This window comes from Brooklawnia sp. (genome assembly GCF_032229645.1).
In the GTDB taxonomy this organism is placed as follows: domain Bacteria; phylum Actinomycetota; class Actinomycetes; order Propionibacteriales; family Propionibacteriaceae; genus Brooklawnia.
Window position 1 is genome coordinate 20,135 of the sequence record NZ_JAVTWX010000097.1, and the last position, 20,019, is coordinate 40,153.

The window sequence follows — 20,019 nt, forward strand, 5'->3', positions numbered from 1 at the left end:
GCCCACGGGTCGGATGCGGCCAGCAACTCCGGGCGCGCCTCGGTCGCGAGTTCGCTGACCGCCTGCCGCATGGCCTTGATCCGAGGCAGATGCTCGAGTCGCAGCAGTTGCCCGCCGACCGTTGTCAGAAGCAATGTGCCGGAGCCGAAGCCGAGGTCGGCCGCGGCTCTGCTGCTGGCGATGTCGACGATCCGGTTGAGGGGTACCTGGTGTTCGGCGCGCCGCACCAGTCCGCTGCGCACGATCAGTCGTTGGGTCGTCAACGTGACGGTGGTGTTCGCCCGGCGAAGCACCGGCCGCAGCACGGCGAAGACTGCTGCCAACGCTCCAGCGGCCGCGACAAGTTGCTGACCAATCGGGCGATACTCAGCCGGAACGACCGCTATCCCCGCGCCGACAAGGGCGGAGATAGTGAACAAGGCGACCGTCGGCCAGAACAGCGTCCGGGCATGCGGGCGGGCCGTCGTGACCAGCTCCTCACCCGGATTCAGCTCTAGCGCCATAACGCCATTGTCCCGCCACCGCCAACGATGCCCCAAGCCGGCCAGAGCTTGTTCAGTAGAAGATCCGGGGCAGCCCACCATTCGTCAACGCAGGTGGACGACATCACCCGCGGCGAAGGCCTCGATCTGGCCGTCGATCTCGACCAGCAGTTCCCCGTTGGGACCGATGCCGACCGCCTGGCCGCTGGACGAGGGGCTGTCGGGCGTTTCCTGGTCGAGGTGGACGCGAACCGGGCGTCCCACCGTGGCGCAACCCGCAGCGTACTCGGCACTCAGGTCGGCCCCGGCGTCCCAACGAGTGAACAGTTCGTCCAACCTGGCCAAGATGGCGGTCGCGACCAGATTCTTGTCGGTGGGCAGCCCGGCGAGCAAGAGGCTGGTGGCCTGCGGGATCGGCAGCTCCGATTCGTCGAACGAGATATTGAGGCCCCAGCCGCAGATGGCCGCGTTACCGAGGTCGGTCACCACCAGCTCGGAGAGGATGCCGCAGACCTTCCTGCCGTCGATGAGGGCATCGTTCGGCCACTTGAGTTCTATCCGGTCACCGGCACCGAGGCTGCGCAGCCCGTCGGTGACGGCCAGACCGACCAGCAGCGACAGCCATCCCCAGTCCCACGGGGCACGGCGTGGGCGCAGCAGCACCGAGGTCGACAGCGAAGTGCCGGGCGGTGACTGCCAGGCACGTTCGAAGCGCCCGCGACCGGCCTGCTGATGCTCGGCGATCAATACCTCGCCGGCGCGCCCGCCACGTCGTGCCAGTTCGGCGAGGTCGGCGTTGGTCGAACCGGTGACGGCTGTCGTCCGCACCCGCCAGCCGCTGTCGGGACCGAGGAGAGCGGCGATACGTCCGGCGTCTGCGGGAGGAGTTGAAGGCACGGTCCCGATTATCCCCGATTGTTTTGGCGCGCTGCCGGCCACCCCGCCCCGGCGAATCGGACTATCTTGGGCACATGGAGGCCAACACCACTTCCGGCAAGCTCGCCGATCTCGGCACGCGAATGGACGATGCGTTCCACGCGTCCGGACCCCAGGCGGTCGAGAAGCAGCATGCTCGCGGCAAGATGACCGCCCGCGAACGTGTCGTTGCACTGGTCGACGAGGGCAGCTTCACCGAGATGGACGAATTCGCCCGGCATCGCAGTACAGCATTCGGGATGGACGCCAAACGTCCCTACGGCGATGGTGTGGTGATCGGGCTCGGCGAGATCCACGGGCGCGCGGTTTGCGTCTTCAGTCAGGACGTCGGCATCTTCGGTGGTTCGCTCGGCGAGGTTTACGGAGCGAAGATCGCCAAGATCCAGGACTTCGCGATCAACACCGGGTGCCCGTTGATCGGCATCAACGAGGGCGGTGGAGCGCGCATTCAAGAGGGCGTGGTCTCGCTGGGCGCCTACGGCGACATCTTCTTACGCAATGTGCAAGCGTCGGGTGTCATCCCGCAAATCAGCGTGATCATGGGGGCTGCTGCTGGCGGCCATGTCTACTCCCCTGCGCTCACCGATTTCATCGTGATGGTCGACCAGAGCAGCCAGATGTTCATCACCGGACCCGAGGTGATCCGCACCGTCACCGGCGAGGATGTCTCGATGGAGGAGCTGGGCGGCGGCCGGACCCACAACACGAAGTCGGGCAACGCGCACTATCTGGCCATCGATGAGGCCGACGCCCTCGAATACGTTCGCGAGTTGATCACCTATCTGCCGCAGAACAATCTCGAAGACGCGCCGATCTACGAATTCGGAGAGACCGCCGATCTGGATTTCACCGACCACGATCGCACGCTGGACGTGCTGGTCCCCGACAGCGCGGCGCACGCCTACGACATGCGCGAAGTCATCCGCACGGTGCTCGACGAGGACGAATTCCTCGAGATCATGGAGCTCTATGCCCCGAACGTGATCTGCGGCTTCGGACGAGTCGAGGGCCGCAGCATCGGTGTCGTGGCCAACCAGCCGATGGTGCTGGCCGGCTGCTTGGACACCAAGGCCTCCGAGAAGGCGGCGCGTTTCGTCCGCACCTGTGATGCCTTCAACATTCCGGTACTCACCTTCGTCGACGTTCCCGGATTCCTGCCGGGCGTCGAGCAGGAGTACGAAGGCATCATCCGTCGCGGGGCCAAATTGATCTACGCCTACGCTGAGGCCAGTGTGCCGCTGATGACGGTGATCACCCGCAAGGCCTACGGTGGCGCCTACATCGTGATGGGCTCCAAGCATCTGGGAGCCGACGTCAATCTGGCGTGGCCGACCGCGCAGATCGCGGTGATGGGCGCGGAGGGCGCGGTCAAGGTGCTCTACCGCAAGGAGTTGGCGGCCGCGTCCGATCCGACCGCGAAGGCCAACGAGCTTGTCGACCAGTACAACGAGACACTGGCGAATCCGTATGTCGCCGCCGAACGGGGCTATGTGGATCAGGTGATCTACCCGCACGAGACCAGGGCGCAGGTGATCCGTTTCTTGCGGGCGTTGCGCACCAAGCGTGAGGCGCTGCCACCCAAGAAGCACGGGAACATTCCGCTATGAGCGAGTTCAAGGTCGTGCGCGGCAACCCGAATGATGAAGAGCTCGCTGCGGCGGCAGTGGTACTGGCCGCCGAACTGGCCGATCCCGGACCGGCCAAGCCGAACAAGGATCGTCCGATCGCCGGAGGCTGGAACTCCTATTGGCGTAACGTCCGCCAGCCGTTCGTGTCCGGGCCGGAGGCCTGGCGCGGCAGCCTGTGACAGCTGCTGGAGATCGGGCGGATAGGTCCTGGCCTGCCGGCGCAAGCCCTGAGCCTGAATCCACCGATTTCCGCTTGCTGCGCGACTCCCGCCAGGCACGGTGGATTCAGACTTAGGATGAGAGGGTGCCGAAACCTTCACCCGTACCGCAGCCGCGCCGGATCGTCCTCGGATCGAGTTCGCCGGCCAGACTCCTCACGCTGCAGCAGGCAGGTATCGAGCCGCAGATCGTCATTCCCGATGTGGACGAGCAGGCGGTGCACCGGCCCGGTGCTCCCGAACTGACCGCCGAGTTGGCGCGCCTCAAGGGCGAGGCCGTGCTGCGCAAGCTGCGCGACGACGGCGAGTTGGACGAACCCCTTGTACTGTTGGCCTGCGATTCGATGCTCGAGATCGAGGGACGTGTCTACGGCAAGCCCGGTACCCAGGAGGCGGCCATCGTCCGCTGGTACCGGATGCGGGCTCGGCAGGGCCTCTTCTTCACCGGGCATTATGTGGCTCTGGTTTGCGGTCCCGATGATGTGCGTAGTCAGGTGCGGGTGGCGGAGACCGGCGTAACCTTCGCCGACCTGACCGATGCCGAGATCGCCGCCTACGCGGCCACCGGTGAACCCCAGCGGGTGGCCGGTGGGTTCACCATCGACGGCTTCGGCGGGGCGTTCATCACCCGGATCAGCGGTGACCCGCACAATGTGGTCGGCCTCTCACTACCGCTGGTGCGTCAGATGCTGTTGGATCTCGGAGTCGCCTGGCAGGGGCTGTGGGGGCTCGGCTGAGGTTCGAGGGTGGCTCCCGCCGTCCCGTTCCCCCCGCCACCCGGATCGTGTAGCTCTAGAGCCCGCGACGGGCTCGAAGCCGACACAATCGGCACCCTCCAAAGGACCGGCTGGAAAGAGCCCTCATCCCGGCTCCCCTGTTCCCCCGCCACCCGGATCGTGTAGCTCTAGAGCCCGACATGACCCTCGCATCTACACGATGACGGCCCTCCCAAGATCGATCACTAGGATCATGGGGCATGGGGCTCCTGCATCCGCCGAAACCACGCCCGGGCGACAAGGTGGCGATCCTCTCGCCCGCGTTCGCTGCCCCTGCCGTAGCTCCCGAATTGCACGAGCGGGCGCTGCAGCGGTTCGCCCAGCTGACCAGACTGGAGCCGGTGGAATTCCCAACTACGCGCAAACTTGGGGCATCCCCGAGCGAGCGGGCAACCGACTTCAACGCGGCCCTGGCCGATCCCGGGATCCGGGTGATCATGGCCACCATCGGCGGGGATGATCAAATCAGAGTCGTCCCGCACCTGGACGCAGATCTGCTGCATGCCGATCCGAAGCCGTTCCTCGGCTACAGCGACAACACCAACATCTTGAACTGGATGTGGACGAATGGCGTTGCTGGCTTCTACGGCAGCTCCACACAGATCCACCTCGGCCCAGGTCCATATGCCGATCCGGAGCAGGTGGCCTCACTCACGGCGGCTCTGCTCAGCGGCGCGGAGTTGGAGATTACCGAACCCGGCGAATCCGAGGACTTCGGCATGGACTGGAGCGACCCTCGGGCATTGACCGAGTTCGGCGAACGCGAAGCAACCGAGCCCTGGATCTGGGCCGGGCCGGCTCGAGCGGCGAGGTCAGATTGGATGGTCACAAGCGGCGCCTCATCGCCTGCTACCGCTAGCGCCAGCGCTCTCCAAGGACCGACCCGCTGGCTTCGCCTCACCCCGGCTCGCTTACCCTCCTTCCTCCCAGATTGAGTAGCTCCAGGGCCCGTCCTGGGCTCCAAACCTCCACAATCCGGCAGTTCTGGGTGACGGGGAAACCGGGGCTTCGGGCTGTGGCGGGGCCGGCGCAGCAAAGGAGTTGCTCAGGCGGCACGGAGGCAGCGTCCGCAACTATGCTCGTCGTCCGCCCAACCGAGCCTGTGCCGGACTCTAGCCACCATGGCTGCCGCTTTGCAGGGAGCGTTGAAGCACTGATGCCAGCCGAACCGCAGCGTCGCTTTGCCGCGAGTGGTGTGGTAGTTGTCGCGGTCCATGTCTCGAAATACAGCGGCTCCTTCGTGACCCAGCCTGCCGTCCAGCTCGACGATGAGCCCCTCCTCGTAGTCGACGTCCCGGAAATAACCTCGGCTGCGGACCTGGCGTCGTCCGCCCGACAGGCCGTGAGCCCGCTCGACGTCACGCAAATAGATATACTCCAGCGGGCTTTGCACGCCTTGCTCTGCATCGGCCAACAGCGCCTTCAGCTCGGCTCTGATCGGGTGTCTCGGTATCTCATCGAGTTGGTCCCGCAGCCTGCGAGCCGTGGTCTTACGGCTGCCGACCGCCAGCATCACCCAGTGCAGGGCGCGCGCGGGTTCAGCCGCGCATAAATCGAGCACGACCCGCTCAATGCGCACCCGCCGGACCTCACCGATTGATCGAAATGGTGTGCGGGTGCGCGAGAAGCTCCACCAGTTACTGGCCGGACGATAGCCCGCGGCGAACGGCAAGAGAATCGGGATCGGCAAATCCTCGTCCTCAATCACCGAATCCAGCCTCAGCGCGGCCTTTCCGGTGATGGCCGCCTCTGGTCCGCCTGCAAGCGCGCCTGCCCAGACCAGACTCGACCAGCCCGGCATCAGGGCGTGCGTCAGATAGATCGCGGGAGCGAGCCGGGTCCAATAGCCGTCACGGACCAGCTTGCACACCGTCTTGGCAGGCATGCCCGATGCGAGTGCCTGCTCCCAGGTGACGATTCCGGCCTGACTAGCTGCCACGCGGTTGAGCGGCTCTGGAAATGCGGGGTGAGGATGCATACCGACAGTCTGTCGGCCCCAGCCGATGTCGCGACGGGCAAATTTTAGTCTGTGGATAACTCGGCGGAGTTTGTAAGTTGCCCGCCTGGCGGCGGACGTCGGCTCGGCCGATTCTCGGAGGTAGAGGCCCCTCCTCATCAGATCGAGTAGAGCCAGTGCCCGTCATGAGTCCGGGAGCTACACAATCGCCGCCAGCATAGGCAGGGTTCCTAGCGCGGCAGGCCCTCCAGTACGACATCGGCGGGATTCTCGACACCCAGCCGAATGCGGGCCAGATCGGAGACCGGAATCGAATCGGGCAGGGCGTTCAGATTGAACCAGCCGGTATCGACCGACTCGTCGTCCCCGACCACCGGCTCACCACAGATCCACCGCGCCCGCACGATGTGATCGAGGTAGTCGGTGACGTCACCATTCGAATAATGCACCGGCCCGTGCACCGCAACGCCGACGAGCCGGTCGATCTCGATCACCACACCGGTCTCCTCCAAGCACTCGCGCTTGGCAGCGTCGGCGACCGACTCGGCCGGCTCCATGATCCCCTTCACCGGGGTCCAGGTGCCGTCGTCGGAGCGTCGCACGAGCAATACCTCCTCCGGAGCCTCCAGCGGACGCAGCACGATCGCCGTCACGCCGGGCAACCAGAGAGGATCACTACCGATTTTGGACCGTAGTGCCAGAACAAACTCAGGAGTAGGCATGAGATAAGTAGACTCCCCATCATGACGATCACCAAGCTGCTGGTGGCCAACCGCGGCGAGATCGCGGTCCGGGTCATCCGGGCTGCACGGGACGCGGGCATCGCCTCCGTCGCCGTCTACGCAGATTCCGACTCCGCCGCACTCTTCGTAGAACTGGCCGACGAGGCGTTCGCGCTCAATGGCGCGACTCCGGCCGAAACCTACCTCGACATCGGCAAGCTGATGGACATCGCGAAACGCAGTGGCGCGGACGCGGTGCACCCGGGCTACGGATTCCTCTCGGAGAATGCCGGATTCGCGCAGGCGGTCATCGATGCCGGGATGATCTGGGTCGGTCCTCCCCCAGCGGCCATCGAAGCTCTCGGCGACAAGGTGCAGGCCCGCCACATCGCGCAGAAGGTGGGCGCGCCGCTGGTTCCCGGCACCGCCGATCCGGTAGCGAACGCGGACGAGGTCGTGGCGTTCGCCGACGCCCACGGCCTGCCGATCGCCATCAAGGCAGCCCACGGCGGCGGCGGTCGAGGTCTCAAGGTCGCCCGCACGCGCGGCGAGATCCGGGAGATGTTCGAGTCGGCCACCCGCGAGGCGGTCACCGCGTTCGGACGAGGTGAATGCTTCGTCGAGCGTTATCTCGATTGCCCACGTCACGTCGAAACCCAGTGCCTGGCCGACCAACACGGCCGGGTCATCGTGGTGTCGACCCGTGACTGCTCGTTGCAGCGCCGCCACCAGAAGCTCGTCGAAGAAGCCCCGGCGCCGTTCTTGACCGAGCAGCAGGTCGGCCGGCTCTACGAATCGAGCAGGGCCATCTTGCGCGAGGCGGGCTATGTCGGCGCCGGCACCTGCGAGTTCCTGGTCGGCGTCGACGGCACCATCAGTTTCCTCGAGGTCAACACCCGACTGCAGGTCGAGCACCCGGTCAGCGAACAGGTCACCGGTTGGGACCTGGTGCGCTGGCAGTTCGCGATCGCCGAAGGCACACCCCTGCCCGACACCGACCCCGCCATCAGCGGCCATTCGATCGAGTTCCGCATCAATGCCGAAGATCCCGGACGCGGCTTCATGCCGGCTCCGGGCACCCTCACCCGCTGGCGTCCGCCGTGCGGCCCGGGCGTGCGGATGGACGAAGGCTACCGCCGCGGTATGACGGTGCCCGGAGCCTTCGATTCGCTGCTCGGCAAGCTCGTCATCACCGGTTCATCGCGTGCCGAGGCGTTGGCCCGCGCCCGCCGCGCTCTCGACGAGTTCCTGATCGAGGGCATGCCCACGGTCGTGCCGTTCCACATGGCCGTGCTGCGCGATCCGGCGTTCACTGCGGACGACGGCCACTTCGGGGTCTTCACCGATTGGATCGAGACCGCCTTCGACAACACCATCGAACCCTATATCGGAGAACTCGGCGAACCAGATCCGCAAACTCCGTCCAAGGTTGTGGTCGTCGAGGTCAACGGCCGCCGCCTTGAGGTGAAGGTACCGGCCAATCTGGGCGGCGCAAGTGGCCCGGTCAAACCGAAGAAACCAACCCGCAGGGCGCGCGCGATCAGCCCGATCGAGCAGTCCGACGCGCTCACCTCGCCGATGCAGGGCACCATCGTCAAGACGGCGGTCGCCGAGGGAGATACCGTCGCCGAGGGCGACCTGGTCGTCGTCCTGGAAGCGATGAAGATGGAGCAGCCCATCAGCGCGCACCGCGCGGGTGTGGTGCGCGATCTGGTGGAGATCGGCGCCTCGCTGACCTCCGGCGAGGTCATCTGCCAGATCATCGAGGAGCAATAGACCTCGGGCGGATGGGTGCGCCCGAGGCAGGCCAGGGCCCATCCACGCACCCCGGGTCGACCGATGTCGTCCCCGGCCACGATTGGCCCGGGCATGCGGTGTTGCAGGTGCCGGTCGTCGAATTGGAGGACTGGGTCGTTGCCCGTACCCGGCACTACGATTCGTCGTTCGTCAGCGCCGACCCGCAGTTCCATCACGCGCACATCACTGTGCTCGCGCCGATGACCCGCTGGGACACCGAAGCCATCGGGGCGCTGGCGGCGTCCATGTCGCCGTTCGACTACGAACTGGACCGCGTGGACGCCTTCGCGGACGGGACGATCTACCTGCATGCCGATCCGGTCGGCCGATTCAAGGAGATGACCGCGAGGGCACGGCAGGCGCACCCAAACGTGCGTCCCTTCGGCGGGGAGGATCCACTGCCGCATCTGACGCTCGATCGCGTCGGTGATGCGGTCGATCTCGTATCCACCGAGCGAATGCTGGACGGGCTGCTGCCGGTAGGCGGGCACGCCGATGCGCTGGAGTTGGTCTGGTATCGAAGCTCCGAATGCCGTCTCATCCAGCGCTGGCCGCTGGGCAGTTGAGGCCTCGAGAGATTAGCGGTCGAGGGAATTGGCCAGGGGGGGGCTGGGGTTCGGCCGTTCAAAACATATGGGGTGAGTCTCGGCCCGCGCGGCCTGGCCACTGCGTCGAGACGCCCCAAGAAATCAGGCGTCGAGATCCTTCTCGATCAACGCAGCGATCGCGTCGACTGCTTCGGCGTTGTCGGACTCGACGACCACCTCGGCGCCATGCTCGGCACCCAGGGTCATGATGAGCAGCACCGACGAGGCGTCCACCGGGTCGCCGTCACCCAGGGTGAGGGTGATCTCGTCGTCGTACTCGCCGGCAGCGGCGGCGACGGTTGCTGCAGGACGGGCATGCAGCCCAACGGACGAGCCCACAGTAACGGTCTTCTTGGCCATGGCATATCTCCTTCGAATCGGCTTACGAGACCACACTAATAGGCCGGTCTCCAACTGGCAGAAATCTTACCGGCCTATTCCCGCGAGCGGCGGGCCGGAGCACGAATTCCTACCCCGCCCGCCCCCTCGCGGGCACCGGCAAACCCTCACCGCCCCGCAGGCGCTCCCATTCGCCGTGGCCGGAGGATTCGGTGAACCGCTCGTGACGCGGTACCCGATCGTCAGCCACGGCCGACGCGCTCAACTCCCAGCGCTCACAGGGACGAGGTGATGACCTTCATGTATTGGGCGCGCTCGAACTGTCCTGGGTCGGGCACATTCGCCGCGCTCATCGAGCCTTGCAACTGGCGCACCGACTCGTAGTCGTGTTCGTTCAACCAAGCGTCCAGCTCGCGAAGCATCACACCCAGATGCCCCGGGCCATTGTGCAGCAACGCCGATGTCGTGCAGGCCACATTGGCGCCAACCAGCAGTGCCTTGAGCGCGTCGAGACCGCTGTGCACCCCCGAGGTGGCAGCCAGCGACAAGCCGGGTCGCTGAGCCCGCAGGATACCGATCCACCGCAGCGGGAAGCGCAACTCGTCGGGAGACGACAACGCCAGTCGGGGCTCCAAGCTCAACGACGCCAGATCGATCTCAGCACCGTAGAAGCGATTGAACAACACCAGCCCGTCAGCGCCGGCCTCCTCGGCCCGCCTGGCAAAACAGCTCAACCCGGTGATGTGTTGGGAGAGTTTCACCGCCAGCGGCACCTGGATGCGTCCGCGAACCGCCTCGATGATCTGCAGATAGCGCGCCTCGACATCGGCGGACGACTCATCGGAGTCGGTATTGACCGAGAAGAGGTTCAGCTCGACCGCATCGGCACCGGCCTCGGCGAGCTGCTGCGCGTACTTCGCCCAATCCCCCACCCTCGAGCCGTTGACGCTAGCCAACACGGGCAGATCGACGAGTTCCTTGGCCTTGCGCAGCCAGTCGATATGTCTACTGGGCCCGATCTCGGAGAATTCGATCTCGGGCAGTGGTGCTGACGCGAATTCGGCGAAGTCATCGCCGGTGTCCATCAGGTCGGACGCCGCAAGTTCCTCGGCCTCGGCTTCCTCCTGGAACAGGCTCGGCAGCACGACCGCTCCCGCGCCGGCGCCGGCCAGTTGCAGCAGCGAGTCCTCTCGTCCGGTGAGCGGGCTGCACGACGCGATGATCGGCGAGCGCAGCTCGAGCCCCAGATACGACGTTGTCAGATCGGTCATGGCTCAGTTCTCCTTGAGGCCCGGTTCGGCTTGGCCGCTGGCTCCGGCCGTGTTGGCGGGCAGCGCCCGTTGGATGCCGGCCAGCTGGCTGTAGTAGTGCCAGCGTTCGTCCGCATCGGCCTGTGCGAGCGCGAAGAGACGCGCCGCCCGTTCCGGATTCGAGCGCTTGAGCATCGTGTAGCGGGCTTCGTCGGCCATGAAATCGGCGACCGCGCCCACCGGGGCCTTCGAATCCAGGTGCAACGGAACACCCTCGGCCTCCTCGGTCGGGCGGAAGCGGTACAGCGGCCAGTAACCGGTCGCGACCGCATTCGCCTGATGGCTCATCGAGGTCTGCATGTCGATGCCGTGGGCGATGCAGGTGCTGTAGGCGATCACGATGCTGGGGCCGTCCCAGGCTTCGGCCTCAAGCAGCGCCCGCACCGTCTGCTGCTGGTTGGCGCCCATCGCGATCTGGGCGACGTAGACGTTGCCGTAGGCCTGCGCGATCATCCCCAGGTCCTTCTTCGGCGATGACTTGCCGGCGGTCGCGAACTTTGCGGACGCACCACGCGGCGTCGCCTTGGACGCCTGACCGCCGGTATTCGAGTAGACCTCGGTGTCGAGCACCAGCACGTTGACGTTACGTCCCGACCCGAGCACATGATCCAACCCGCCAGACCCGATGTCGTAGGCCCAGCCGTCGCCACCGACGATCCAGACGCTCTTGACGACCAACTCATCGGCCAGACTCGCCAAGGTGAACGCCTTGGCGTCGCTCAGCCCGGTCAACCGGCGCTTCAACTCGGCGACCCGCTCACGCTGCGCGGTGATCCCGGCCTCATCGGATTGGTCGGCTTCCAGGATGCCGGCGACCAGGTCGGCATCCAGCGCTCCGCTGAACTCTCCGAGCAGCCGGCGCGCCTGCGAATTCTGCATCTCCCAGGCCAACCGCATGCCCAACCCGAACTCGGCGTTGTCCTCGAACAGCGAGTTGCTCCAGGCCGGTCCGCGTCCGTCGGCGTTGGTGGTGAACGGGCTGGTCGGCAGGTTGCCGCCGTAGATGGACGAGCAGCCGGTCGCGTTCGCCATGATCAGCCGATCGCCGAAAAGCTGGGTGAGAGTGCGAATGTAGGGCGCCTCGCCGCAGCCCGAGCAGGCCAGCGAGTATTCGAAGAGCGGCTCCAGCTGGGCCGCCCCCTTGACCTGATCGTGACGCACCTTGGAACGGTCGAGATCGGGAATGCCCAGGAAGAACTCGAAGCCCGCGCGTTCGGCCTCCAGGTGGTCGCGACGCGGTTCCAGGTTGATCGACTTGTGTTTGACTTCGGTCTTCGAACGGGCCGGGCAGACATCGACGCAGATGCCGCAGCCCGTGCAGTCGTCCGGGGCGACCTGGACGATCAACTGGTGACCCTTGAGGTTGCGGTCCTTGTACAGCTTGGACTGGAAGGTTGCCGGTGCGCCGGCCAGTTCCTCCTCGGGAGTGACCTTGATTCGGATCGCCGAGTGCGGGCAGACGATCGCGCACTTGCCGCAGTCGATGCACAAGCTGGGATCCCAGATCGGGATCTCGTCGGCGATGCCGCGCTTCTCGAACTTCGCGGTGCCGCTTGGCCAGGTGCCGTCCACCGGCATCGCACTGACCGGCAGCAGGTCGCCCTCGCCCCGCAGCATGGTCGCGGTGACCTGCTTGACGAAGTCGGGCGCGCTGTCGGGCATCGGAGACATCCGATGGAAGACCGCCGCCGTATCCGGAATGACCTTCAACGGCTCCAGCGCCGCGATCGCGCCGTCGATGGCCGCGAAGTTGCGTTCGACGACTGCGCGTCCACGCCGACCGTAGGTCGCCTCGACCGATGCCTTGATCCGGGCGAGCGCGTCCTCACGCGCGACCACACCGGACAGATAGAAGAAGCAGGGCTGCATGACGGTGTTGATGCGCTTGCCCAGGCCGGCCGCATGGGCGACGGCGGCAGCATCGATCACCCAGACGGTGAGTTCGCGCTCGGTGATCAGGTCTCGAATCTCGTCGGGCAGCTCGTCCCAGGTGCGGTCGCCGTGGGGCGAATTGAGCAGCACCGTGGCGCCCTGTTTGGCCAGATCGAGGGTGCGCATACCGAAGAGCAGTTCGAACTGATGCACCGCGACGAAATCGGCCTGATCGATGAGATAGGCCGAGTTGATCGGTTTGTCCCCGAAACGCAGATGGCTGACGGTGGTCGCGCCGGACTTGCGTGAGTCGTAGACGAAATACCCCTGCGCGAAGCGGCCCGGGTCGGAGCCGATGATCTTGACGGTGTTCTTGGAGGCGCCGACGGTGCCGTCGGAGCCCAATCCGAAGAAGACCGCAGTGAGCGCCTCGGACGACGCACGGAAATCGGCCGGCACCGGCAATGAGAGGTGGGTCACGTCATCGTTGATGCCTACCGTAAACCTCGTCTTCGGGTTCTCGCGGGCGAGTTCGGCGAAGACCGCAGCGGCCATCGCCGGGGTGAACTCCTTGCTCGACAAGCCATAGCGCCCGCCGATGACCCTCGGCATGCCCGATTCGAAGTGGGCGGAGTTCTCCGCCGTAGCGATCATCACATCGCCGAAGAGCGGGTCTCCGGCAGCACCGGGCTCCTTCGTCCGGTCGAGCACGGCGATCGAGGTCGTGGTCACCGGCAGCGCGGCGAGCAGGTCGGCGACCGGGAACGGACGATAGAGCCGCAGCGTCGCAACACCGACCCTCTCGCCGCGGGCGACCAGTTCGTCCACGGCCTCGCGGGTCGTCCCCCACGCGGACCCGAGGACGATGACGACCCGCTCGGCGTCGGGCGCGCCATGGTAGTCAACCAGCGAATAGCGACGGCCGGTGCGCTCGGCCAGCTCGTCGAAGACCTCGGTGACCACCTTGGGAACCGCATCGTAGAAGAGATTGGACGCCTCGCGCGCCTGAAAGAAGACGTCGGGGTTCTGTGCCGTGCCGCGGATCGATGGGGCGTCCGGGGTGAGCCCGCGCTCGCGGTGGGCCAGCACGTCGTCCTCGCGCACCAGCGCACGCAGGTCGTCTCGGTTCAGCACCTGGATCTTGTTCTCCTCGTGGCTGGTGCGGAAGCCGTCGAAGAAGTGCAGGAAGGGCACCCGGGTGCGAAGGGTGGCGGCGTGCGAGACGAGCGCGAAATCCTGGGCCTCTTGCACGCTTGTCGCGCAGATCATCGCCCAGCCGGTCATCCGGCAGCCCATCACATCGGAGTGGTCGCCGAAGATACTCAAGGCGTGCGTCGCGACCGTGCGGGCCGCCACGTGAATGACTGCCGGGGTGAGTTCACCGGCGATCTTGTACATATTCGGGATCATCAGCAGCAGGCCCTGGGACGCAGTGAACGTGGTCCCGAGAGTGCCCTTGGTAACCGCTCCGTGCAACGCGCCGGCGGCACCTGCCTCGGACTGCATCTCGACGACCTCGGGCACCTCGTCCCAGATGTTCGTGCGTCCGGCGGCGCTCCATGCGTCAGATGACTCGGCCATCGCCGATGACGGTGTGATGGGGTAGATCGCTATGACCTCGCTGAGGGCATGCGCCACACGCGCCGCCGCCTCGTTGCCATCCATCGTCGCCCACTTGTTTACCTCTATCACACTCCCCAGCTTCCCACATCTGGGATAATTCGCCGGCACTGGGCCCACCGGGAGACCACACATTGATGCCGGGAAACCCGCACGAATCAACACAGAATAACAGTGGCATTATGTTGTTTCACGGTGTAGTGTCCTCCTTAGCGATGGGGCTGGCCGTCGCTGGTATCACTAGTGATGCGACCTTTTTGAAGTAGGTGCAAACCGATGTATGCCGAGGAACGTAGGCAGTTGATCTGCCGCTCACTCGAGATCGACGGCCGAGTGACCGTCGCCGAGTTGGCAGAACGCTACGAAGTCGTGACCGAAACGATCCGTCGCGATCTGGACACGCTTGAGTCCTCAGGCATGCTCACCCGCGTGCACGGCGGAGCGATCGTCAAACGCACCGTGGACCCCGAACCCGACCTGCCAACCAGGCTCGGCACCAACACCGCCGTGAAGAAACGCATCGCACTGGCCGCATCCCGATTTCTACCCAGGGGACCACTGAAGTCCGTGCTGCTCGATGCCGGATCCACCACTCTCGAATTGGTCGGTCATCTCGACGGCAAGAATCTCCAGATCGTCACCAATGCGCTCGGCATCGCGCAAGCCGCGCTGGATATCAGCGCCGACCGGATCGACCTGCTGCCTGGGCGCGTTCGTGGCAGCACCCACGCCGCCGTCGGGGTTGAGACCGTCCGTGCACTGTCCAGACTGCATCCCGATGTCGCTTTCATCGGCTGTAACGGAATGAGCGCGGCAGGGTTTACAACGCCCGATGTGGACGAAGCCGCCGCGAAGACGGCCATGGTCAACCAGGCGAGCCGGCGGATCATCCTCGCCGACTCGTCGAAGGCCGGCATCAGCCAGCTCGTCGCATTCGCCGAATTGAGCGAGATCGACGTTCTGGTCAGCGATACCGGGCTGAAAGACTCCTACGTCCATCTATTCGAAGATAATGGAATCGAGGTCGTGCGGACATGACCTCAGCACGGCAACACTCGTCTTCGAACTCAGGTTCACTACCAGGCCAGCTCGCCTGAGCACGGCCGCTGCATCACGATCTCGCGGGCACCAACCCGCGAGCAGAGAGGAAACGCGATGACCGAACCGCTTATCACTCCCGAGTTGGTGAGACTCGGAGCTACCGTCAGGGGCGACAAACACGCAGTCATCGCCGAGATGGCCAATGTGATTGCCGCCACCGGGCGCGCCGAACGCGACGGCCTGCGCGAGGCATTCGAGAAGCGCGAAGCGCAGTTCGCCACCGGCATGCCGGGCGGGATTGCGATTCCACATTGCCGCGCCGAGGCGGTGAACCAAGCCTCATTGGGCCTGATCCGCCTCGCCGAGCCGATCGATTTCGGTTCCAACGACGGCCCGGCCGACCTGATCATCGGCATCGCTGCCCCAGAAGGCAGCGGCGACGCCCACATGAAGCTGCTGGCCAAGCTCTCCCGGGCGCTGGTCCGCAAGGACTTCCTGGCCGCGCTGCGTGCCGCGCAGACGCCTGAGGAAGCCTGCGCGCTGATCTCGGCCATCGTCCAGCCCGACGAAGCCCCGCAGCCCGAAGCCGCCGTCAGCACGGCGGCGGCACAGTCCGCGGCACCGACGCCATCGGATAAGCCGGTGTTGCTGGCCATCACGTCCTGTCCGACCGGCATCGCCCACACCTACATGGCTGCCGAGTCGCTCGAAGAAGCAGCCAAGGAGAAAGGCCTCGAGCTGCACGTCGAAACCCAGGGATCGGGCGGCATCGTCCCGTTCACCCCGGATGTCATTGCCAGAGCAGGCGCCATCATCATCGCCGCCGATGTCGGCATCACCGGACGCGACCGGTTCGCCGGCATGCCGGTGATCGAGTCGAGCGTCAAGCGCCCGATGTCGGAGGCCGGCAAGATGCTGGACGAGGCGGTCGCAGCCGCCAACAATCCCAACGCGGTGCGCGTCGCCGGCGGCGGGGGTGGTTCGGATGCGGCCGCGAGCAGCGGCATGCAGTTAGGCTGGGGCAAGCGCATCCAGCAGGCCGTGATGACCGGCGTTTCGTACATGATCCCGTTCGTCGCCGCAGGCGGTTTGCTCACCGCACTGGGATTCGCGATCGGCGGCTACGATGTCGCGTTCGTCTCCAACGACGTGGCCTTGAACTACTCGCTGTGGAACCTGCCGGACGCCCAGGCCTATACCACGGGCGGCGTCGAGATGATGACCTCGGCCTCCGGTCTCGCGCTCTACATCGGTGCGCTCTTCTCCTCCTTGGGCGGCTGGGGCATGGGCTTCCTGGTTGCAGCACTGTCGGGCTATGTGGCCTTCGGACTTGCCGGACGCCCCGGCATCGCACCCGGATTCATCGGCGGCGCATTGTCCGTCGCGATCGGCGCGGGCTTCCTCGGTGGTCTGATCACGGGCATCCTGGCCGGCCTTATCGCGATGTGGCTGGCATCGCTGAAGCCACCGCGCTGGCTGGCGGGCCTGATGCCTGTCGTCATCATTCCGCTGGTCACGACGACGATAGTCGGGCTGCTAATGCTCTTGCTGCTCGGCCGTCCGCTCGCAGCGGCGATGACCGGCCTGCAGAGCCTGCTAACCGGAATGACCGGATCGTCCGCGATTCTGCTCGGCGTCATCCTCGGACTGATGATGTGCTTCGATCTCGGCGGGCCGGTCAACAAGGCCGCCTACCTGTTCGCCACCGCGGGGCTCTCGCAGGGCACCGAAGCCTCCTGGATGATCATGGGGACCGTGATGGCCGCAGGCATGGTTCCCCCGCTCGCCATGGCGCTGTCGACCACGCTGCGCAGGGGTCTGTACACCGAAGCCGAACGCGAGAACGGAACGACGGCGTGGCTGCTGGGCGCGTCCTTCATCTCTGAAGGCGCTATCCCGTTCGCGGCTGCCGATCCGTTGCGGGTGATTCCCTCGATGATGGCTGGTGGCGCAGTCACCGGCGCGCTATGCATGGCGCTGGGCGTGACCTCGAAGGCGCCGCACGGTGGCGTCTTCGTCTTCTTCGCCATCGATCCGTTCTGGGGATTCCTGGTGAGCATCATCGCCGGCACGATCGTCGCGGGCGTGCTCGTGACCATTGTGAAGCAGGCAGGCGCGAACAAGAAGAAGAACGCGCAGGTCGCCGCCTGATCCGCGTCTGATCTACGCCTGGGCCCCTTTCGCTGCCCGGATCGTGTACCCGCAGGGCCCGTCATAGGCTCCATGGCTACTCGATCGGGCTATAGGCGGGACAGCCCGAAGGGCCCGGCTGGTGGTCATTGCGACCGGCAGCCGGGCCCTTTCGCCGTGCCCGGGGCTTTCGCCGCACCCGGCCCCTTCCCAGCCGGATCGTGTACCCGCAGGGCCCGTCACGGGCTCCAGCGCTGCACGATCCGGGCAAAAAACGCGACGGCCGACCTCACACGAGGAAGCGATAGAACGGGCTATCCGGGTCGATGGCCTCGACCTGCAACGGAGACGCCGCCAGGCGTTCGAGCAGAGCCGGCAGCTCCGACGGGTCGCCGATCTCGATGCCAACCAGCGCGGGCCCGATCTCCCTGTTGCTGCGCTTGGTGTATTCGAACAAGACGATGTCGTCGTCGGGACCGAGCACCCTGTCCAGGAAGCTGCGCAGCGCACCTGGCTCCTGCGGAAACTGCACCAGGAAGTAGTGCTTGCGTCCCTCGAAAACCAATGACCGCTCGATGATCTCGGAATAGCGTGACACGTCGTTGTTGCCGCCCGAAACGATCGCGACCACGGTCTGACCGGGTTCGGGCCGCACGACGCTGCGCAGCGACGCAGACGCCAGCGCCCCCGCCGGCTCGGCGATCACACCGTCCATCTGATAGAGGTCGAGCATCTCGCTGCAGAGCTGGCCTTCGGTGACCGTCGCCCAGTCGCAGCCGATACGATTGATGATCTCGAAGGTCTTCTCGCCGGCCTTGCGTACCGCGACACCATCGGCGAAGGTGTCGATGTGTTCCAGCTCGACCACGTGGCCCGCGCTCAGCGCGGCCTGCATGGACGCGGCACCGGCCGGCTCCACACCAATAACCCGGGTCTTGGGCCAGCGCTCGTTCAACCAGGTCAGGCAGCCCGACAGCAGGCCACCGCCTCCAACCGGCACCAGCAGCACATCGGGGGCGGTACCGAGCTGATCGACGATCTCCTGCGCTACCGTGCCCTGGCCTGCGATCGTCCGTAGATCGTCGAAAGCCGGAACCGGAACGGCACCGGTGGTCCTGGAAACCGAACTCGCGGCGGCCGCGGCCTCGTCATAGGAGTTGCCGACGAAGATCAGCTCCACCCATTCGCCGCCCAGCGATTTCATCCGGTCGCGCTTCTGGCGAGGGGTGGTGGTGGGGCAGAAGATGCGTCCCTTGATGCCGAGCCTGGCGCAGGCGTAGGCGACGCCCTGACCGTGGTTGCCTGCGGAGGCGCAAACCACGCCGGCTGCTTGCTCGGCGGAGCTCAGCGTGCTCATCAGGTGATAGGCGCCGCGCAGCTTGTACGAACGCACCGGCTGCAGGTCTTCGCGCTTGAGCAGCACCTGGGCACCGGTCAGCTTGCTCAGCCGCTCGTTGTATACGAGCTCGGTGCGCCGCGCGACCCTGGCCAGGCTGCCGGCCGCCTTCTCAATATCGGACGCCGTCAGACTCATGCGAGTTCCACCTTGTCGGGATGAGATCCGGTACGCTGTCCGCGGTCGAGAGCGTCGATACGCGCCATCTGATCGGCGGTGAGTTCGAAACCGAAGACATCGGCATTGGCTCTGATGCGATCGGAATGCACCGACTTGGGAATGACCACCAGCCCGCGCTGCAGATGCCAGCGGATGATCACCTGAGCGGTGCTGCGTCCGGTCTCATCGGCGAGGGCGGCGATCACCGGATCGTTCAGCAGCGCGCCCCGGCCCAGTGGCGACCACGACGCGGTGACGATGCCGAGCACATGGTGGAACTCGACCAGATCGCGCTGCGCCAGATACGGATGGATCTCGATCTGGTTGAGCGCGGGTTTGGCCCCCGTCGCGTCGATGATCGTGCGCAGATGATCGGGCTGGAAGTTCGAGACTCCGACCGTCCGGGCCCGGCCGTCCGCCTCGAACTCGAGCATCGTGCGCCAGGTCGCCACGTAGTCGGTGGTCTTGGCCATCGGCCAGTGAATGAGGAAGAGGTCGACCGCCTCGACCTGCAAGTCGTCCAGAGTGTGGGCGAAGGCCTCGCGCGCAGCAGCGGGCTCATGGAACGGGTTGTTGAGCTTGCTGGTGATGAAGATCTCGTCGCGCGACAGCCCGCTGTCGGCGATCGCCTTGCCCACCTCGGCTTCGTTGCCGTACATCTCGGCAGTGTCGATATGCCGATATCCCGCGTCGAGCGCGGCTCGCACGCTCGAATATGCATCCGAGGTAGTCACCTTGTAGGTACCGAATCCCAGTTGCGGGATGAGCACTCCCCCAGGCAATTCGATCAACGGTGACGGTACTGCACCAGACATCTCACACCTCCGCGGAAAGTCTAGCCAAGGCGGTCGACGCCGGGGCGCCCAATCGCACCGCGGGCGCGGGTGGGGACCGCGATACAGCTCCGGCCGTTACACCCGGCCAGTGATGCGCGATCACCAGTCAACGAGTCACAATAGGTACATATGACTCATCACGTGACACGTGTCTCATGAAATCCTTACGCTGGATAACGCGCGGTCCGGCATCCCAGTCCGGATCCGAGGCAC

The 20,019-nt window shown here is 65.6% G+C and carries 17 protein-coding genes; 8 read left to right on the forward strand and 9 right to left on the reverse strand.

Translation table 11 applies throughout. The annotated features are described in order from the left end of the window. Together AAFP05_RS07305 and AAFP05_RS07310 are read right to left on the reverse strand one after the other, a co-directional pair. Positions 1 to 503, reverse strand: a 503-nt coding sequence (locus tag AAFP05_RS07305) for a PH domain-containing protein (protein WP_341729198.1), incomplete at its 3' end; no start/stop codon positions are given. An 84-nt stretch (positions 504 to 587) separates the two neighbouring features. Next, positions 588 to 1,379: a biotin--[acetyl-CoA-carboxylase] ligase gene (locus tag AAFP05_RS07310; RefSeq protein ID WP_341729199.1), complete on the reverse strand. Its 792-nt coding sequence runs from the start codon at positions 1,377 to 1,379 to the stop codon at positions 588 to 590. A 74-nt stretch (positions 1,380 to 1,453) separates the two neighbouring features. Between AAFP05_RS07310 and AAFP05_RS07315 the strand changes: the two genes are divergently transcribed. The 4 genes from AAFP05_RS07315 to AAFP05_RS07330 all read left to right on the forward strand — a co-directional run bounded on the left by AAFP05_RS07315 (position 1,454) and on the right by AAFP05_RS07330 (position 4,975). Then, entirely contained in the window at positions 1,454 to 3,025 is a 1,572-nt protein-coding gene (locus tag AAFP05_RS07315) for an acyl-CoA carboxylase subunit beta (protein ID WP_341729200.1), read from the forward strand. Continuing rightward, positions 3,022 to 3,225, forward strand: coding sequence for an acyl-CoA carboxylase epsilon subunit (locus AAFP05_RS07320; RefSeq protein WP_341729201.1), 204 nt, complete (start codon positions 3,022 to 3,024; stop codon positions 3,223 to 3,225). The genes AAFP05_RS07315 and AAFP05_RS07320 overlap by 4 nt, the downstream gene beginning before the upstream one ends. A 125-nt stretch (positions 3,226 to 3,350) precedes the next feature. Next, on the forward strand, positions 3,351 to 4,001 hold the full coding sequence (locus AAFP05_RS07325) for a Maf family protein (protein WP_341729202.1): 651 nt from the start codon (positions 3,351 to 3,353) through the stop codon (positions 3,999 to 4,001). Between the two features lie 239 nt (positions 4,002 to 4,240). Then, a complete protein-coding gene (locus AAFP05_RS07330) occupies positions 4,241 to 4,975 on the forward strand; it encodes an LD-carboxypeptidase (RefSeq protein WP_341729203.1) in 735 nt (244 codons plus the stop codon). Between the two features lie 110 nt (positions 4,976 to 5,085). Here AAFP05_RS07330 and AAFP05_RS07335 read toward each other — a convergent pair whose 3' ends face one another. Together AAFP05_RS07335 and AAFP05_RS07340 are read right to left on the reverse strand one after the other, a co-directional pair. Beyond that, positions 5,086 to 5,979 (reverse strand): type IV toxin-antitoxin system AbiEi family antitoxin domain-containing protein, encoded by an 894-nt coding sequence (locus tag AAFP05_RS07335; RefSeq protein WP_341729204.1) that lies wholly within the window; start codon positions 5,977 to 5,979, stop codon positions 5,086 to 5,088. A 248-nt stretch (positions 5,980 to 6,227) separates the two neighbouring features. Continuing rightward, positions 6,228 to 6,719, reverse strand: coding sequence for an NUDIX domain-containing protein (locus AAFP05_RS07340; protein ID WP_341729205.1), 492 nt, complete (start codon positions 6,717 to 6,719; stop codon positions 6,228 to 6,230). A 21-nt stretch (positions 6,720 to 6,740) separates the two neighbouring features. On the opposite strand from AAFP05_RS07340, the gene AAFP05_RS07345 reads away from it, so the two are divergent. Next, positions 6,741 to 8,495 carry a biotin carboxylase N-terminal domain-containing protein gene (locus tag AAFP05_RS07345; RefSeq protein WP_341729206.1) on the forward strand — a complete coding sequence of 585 codons (1,755 nt, stop codon included), beginning with the start codon at positions 6,741 to 6,743 and terminating at the stop codon, positions 8,493 to 8,495. A gap of 11 nt (positions 8,496 to 8,506) precedes the next feature. Then, positions 8,507 to 9,082: a 2'-5' RNA ligase family protein gene (locus AAFP05_RS07350; RefSeq protein WP_341729207.1), complete on the forward strand. Its 576-nt coding sequence runs from the start codon at positions 8,507 to 8,509 to the stop codon at positions 9,080 to 9,082. Between the two features lie 123 nt (positions 9,083 to 9,205). On the opposite strand, the gene AAFP05_RS07355 is transcribed toward AAFP05_RS07350, so the two are convergent. The 3 genes from AAFP05_RS07355 to nifJ all read right to left on the reverse strand — a co-directional run bounded on the left by AAFP05_RS07355 (position 9,206) and on the right by nifJ (position 14,316). Continuing rightward, positions 9,206 to 9,463 carry an HPr family phosphocarrier protein gene (locus AAFP05_RS07355; RefSeq protein ID WP_341729208.1) on the reverse strand — a complete coding sequence of 86 codons (258 nt, stop codon included), beginning with the start codon at positions 9,461 to 9,463 and terminating at the stop codon, positions 9,206 to 9,208. A 254-nt stretch (positions 9,464 to 9,717) separates the two neighbouring features. After that, a complete protein-coding gene (locus tag AAFP05_RS07360; protein WP_341729209.1) occupies positions 9,718 to 10,713 on the reverse strand; it encodes a dihydroorotate dehydrogenase-like protein in 996 nt (331 codons plus the stop codon). Between the two features lie 3 nt (positions 10,714 to 10,716). Beyond that, the gene (gene nifJ / locus AAFP05_RS07365; protein WP_341729210.1) at positions 10,717 to 14,316 is read right to left on the reverse strand and encodes a pyruvate:ferredoxin (flavodoxin) oxidoreductase; all 3,600 of its coding nucleotides are present in this window, start codon (positions 14,314 to 14,316) and stop codon (positions 10,717 to 10,719) included. A gap of 204 nt (positions 14,317 to 14,520) precedes the next feature. Between nifJ and AAFP05_RS07370 the strand changes: the two genes are divergently transcribed. Together AAFP05_RS07370 and AAFP05_RS07375 are read left to right on the forward strand one after the other, a co-directional pair. Further along, positions 14,521 to 15,282: a DeoR/GlpR family DNA-binding transcription regulator gene (locus tag AAFP05_RS07370; RefSeq protein WP_341729211.1), complete on the forward strand. Its 762-nt coding sequence runs from the start codon at positions 14,521 to 14,523 to the stop codon at positions 15,280 to 15,282. 117 nt (positions 15,283 to 15,399) lie between these two features. Next, entirely contained in the window at positions 15,400 to 17,436 is a 2,037-nt protein-coding gene (locus AAFP05_RS07375; protein WP_341729212.1) for a fructose-specific PTS transporter subunit EIIC, read from the forward strand. Between the two features lie 268 nt (positions 17,437 to 17,704). On the opposite strand, the gene ilvA is transcribed toward AAFP05_RS07375, so the two are convergent. Beyond that, entirely contained in the window at positions 17,705 to 18,949 is a 1,245-nt protein-coding gene (gene ilvA, locus AAFP05_RS07380; RefSeq protein ID WP_341729213.1) for a threonine ammonia-lyase IlvA, read from the reverse strand. Next, positions 18,946 to 19,785, reverse strand: a complete 840-nt coding sequence (locus AAFP05_RS07385) for an aldo/keto reductase (RefSeq protein WP_341729214.1) — start codon at positions 19,783 to 19,785, stop codon at positions 18,946 to 18,948. The genes ilvA and AAFP05_RS07385 overlap by 4 nt, the downstream gene beginning before the upstream one ends. Between the last annotated feature and the right edge of the window lie 234 nt (positions 19,786 to 20,019).

Coding starts and splice junctions, on each gene's coding strand:
- AAFP05_RS07345 (WP_341729206.1), top strand. CDS start 6,741: ATGACGATCACCAAGCTGCTGGTGGCCAACCGCGGCGAGATCGCGGTC.
- AAFP05_RS07320 (WP_341729201.1), top strand. CDS start 3,022: ATGAGCGAGTTCAAGGTCGTGCGCGGCAACCCGAATGATGAAGAGCTC.
- AAFP05_RS07355 (WP_341729208.1), bottom strand. CDS start 9,463: ATGGCCAAGAAGACCGTTACTGTGGGCTCGTCCGTTGGGCTGCATGCC.
- AAFP05_RS07375 (WP_341729212.1), top strand. CDS start 15,400: ATGACCGAACCGCTTATCACTCCCGAGTTGGTGAGACTCGGAGCTACC.
- AAFP05_RS07350 (WP_341729207.1), top strand. CDS start 8,507: ATGGGTGCGCCCGAGGCAGGCCAGGGCCCATCCACGCACCCCGGGTCG.
- AAFP05_RS07330 (WP_341729203.1), top strand. CDS start 4,241: ATGGGGCTCCTGCATCCGCCGAAACCACGCCCGGGCGACAAGGTGGCG.
- AAFP05_RS07360 (WP_341729209.1), bottom strand. CDS start 10,713: ATGACCGATCTGACAACGTCGTATCTGGGGCTCGAGCTGCGCTCGCCG.
- ilvA (WP_341729213.1), bottom strand. CDS start 18,949: ATGAGTCTGACGGCGTCCGATATTGAGAAGGCGGCCGGCAGCCTGGCC.
- AAFP05_RS07315 (WP_341729200.1), top strand. CDS start 1,454: ATGGAGGCCAACACCACTTCCGGCAAGCTCGCCGATCTCGGCACGCGA.
- AAFP05_RS07385 (WP_341729214.1), bottom strand. CDS start 19,785: ATGTCTGGTGCAGTACCGTCACCGTTGATCGAATTGCCTGGGGGAGTG.
- AAFP05_RS07370 (WP_341729211.1), top strand. CDS start 14,521: ATGTATGCCGAGGAACGTAGGCAGTTGATCTGCCGCTCACTCGAGATC.
- AAFP05_RS07340 (WP_341729205.1), bottom strand. CDS start 6,719: ATGCCTACTCCTGAGTTTGTTCTGGCACTACGGTCCAAAATCGGTAGT.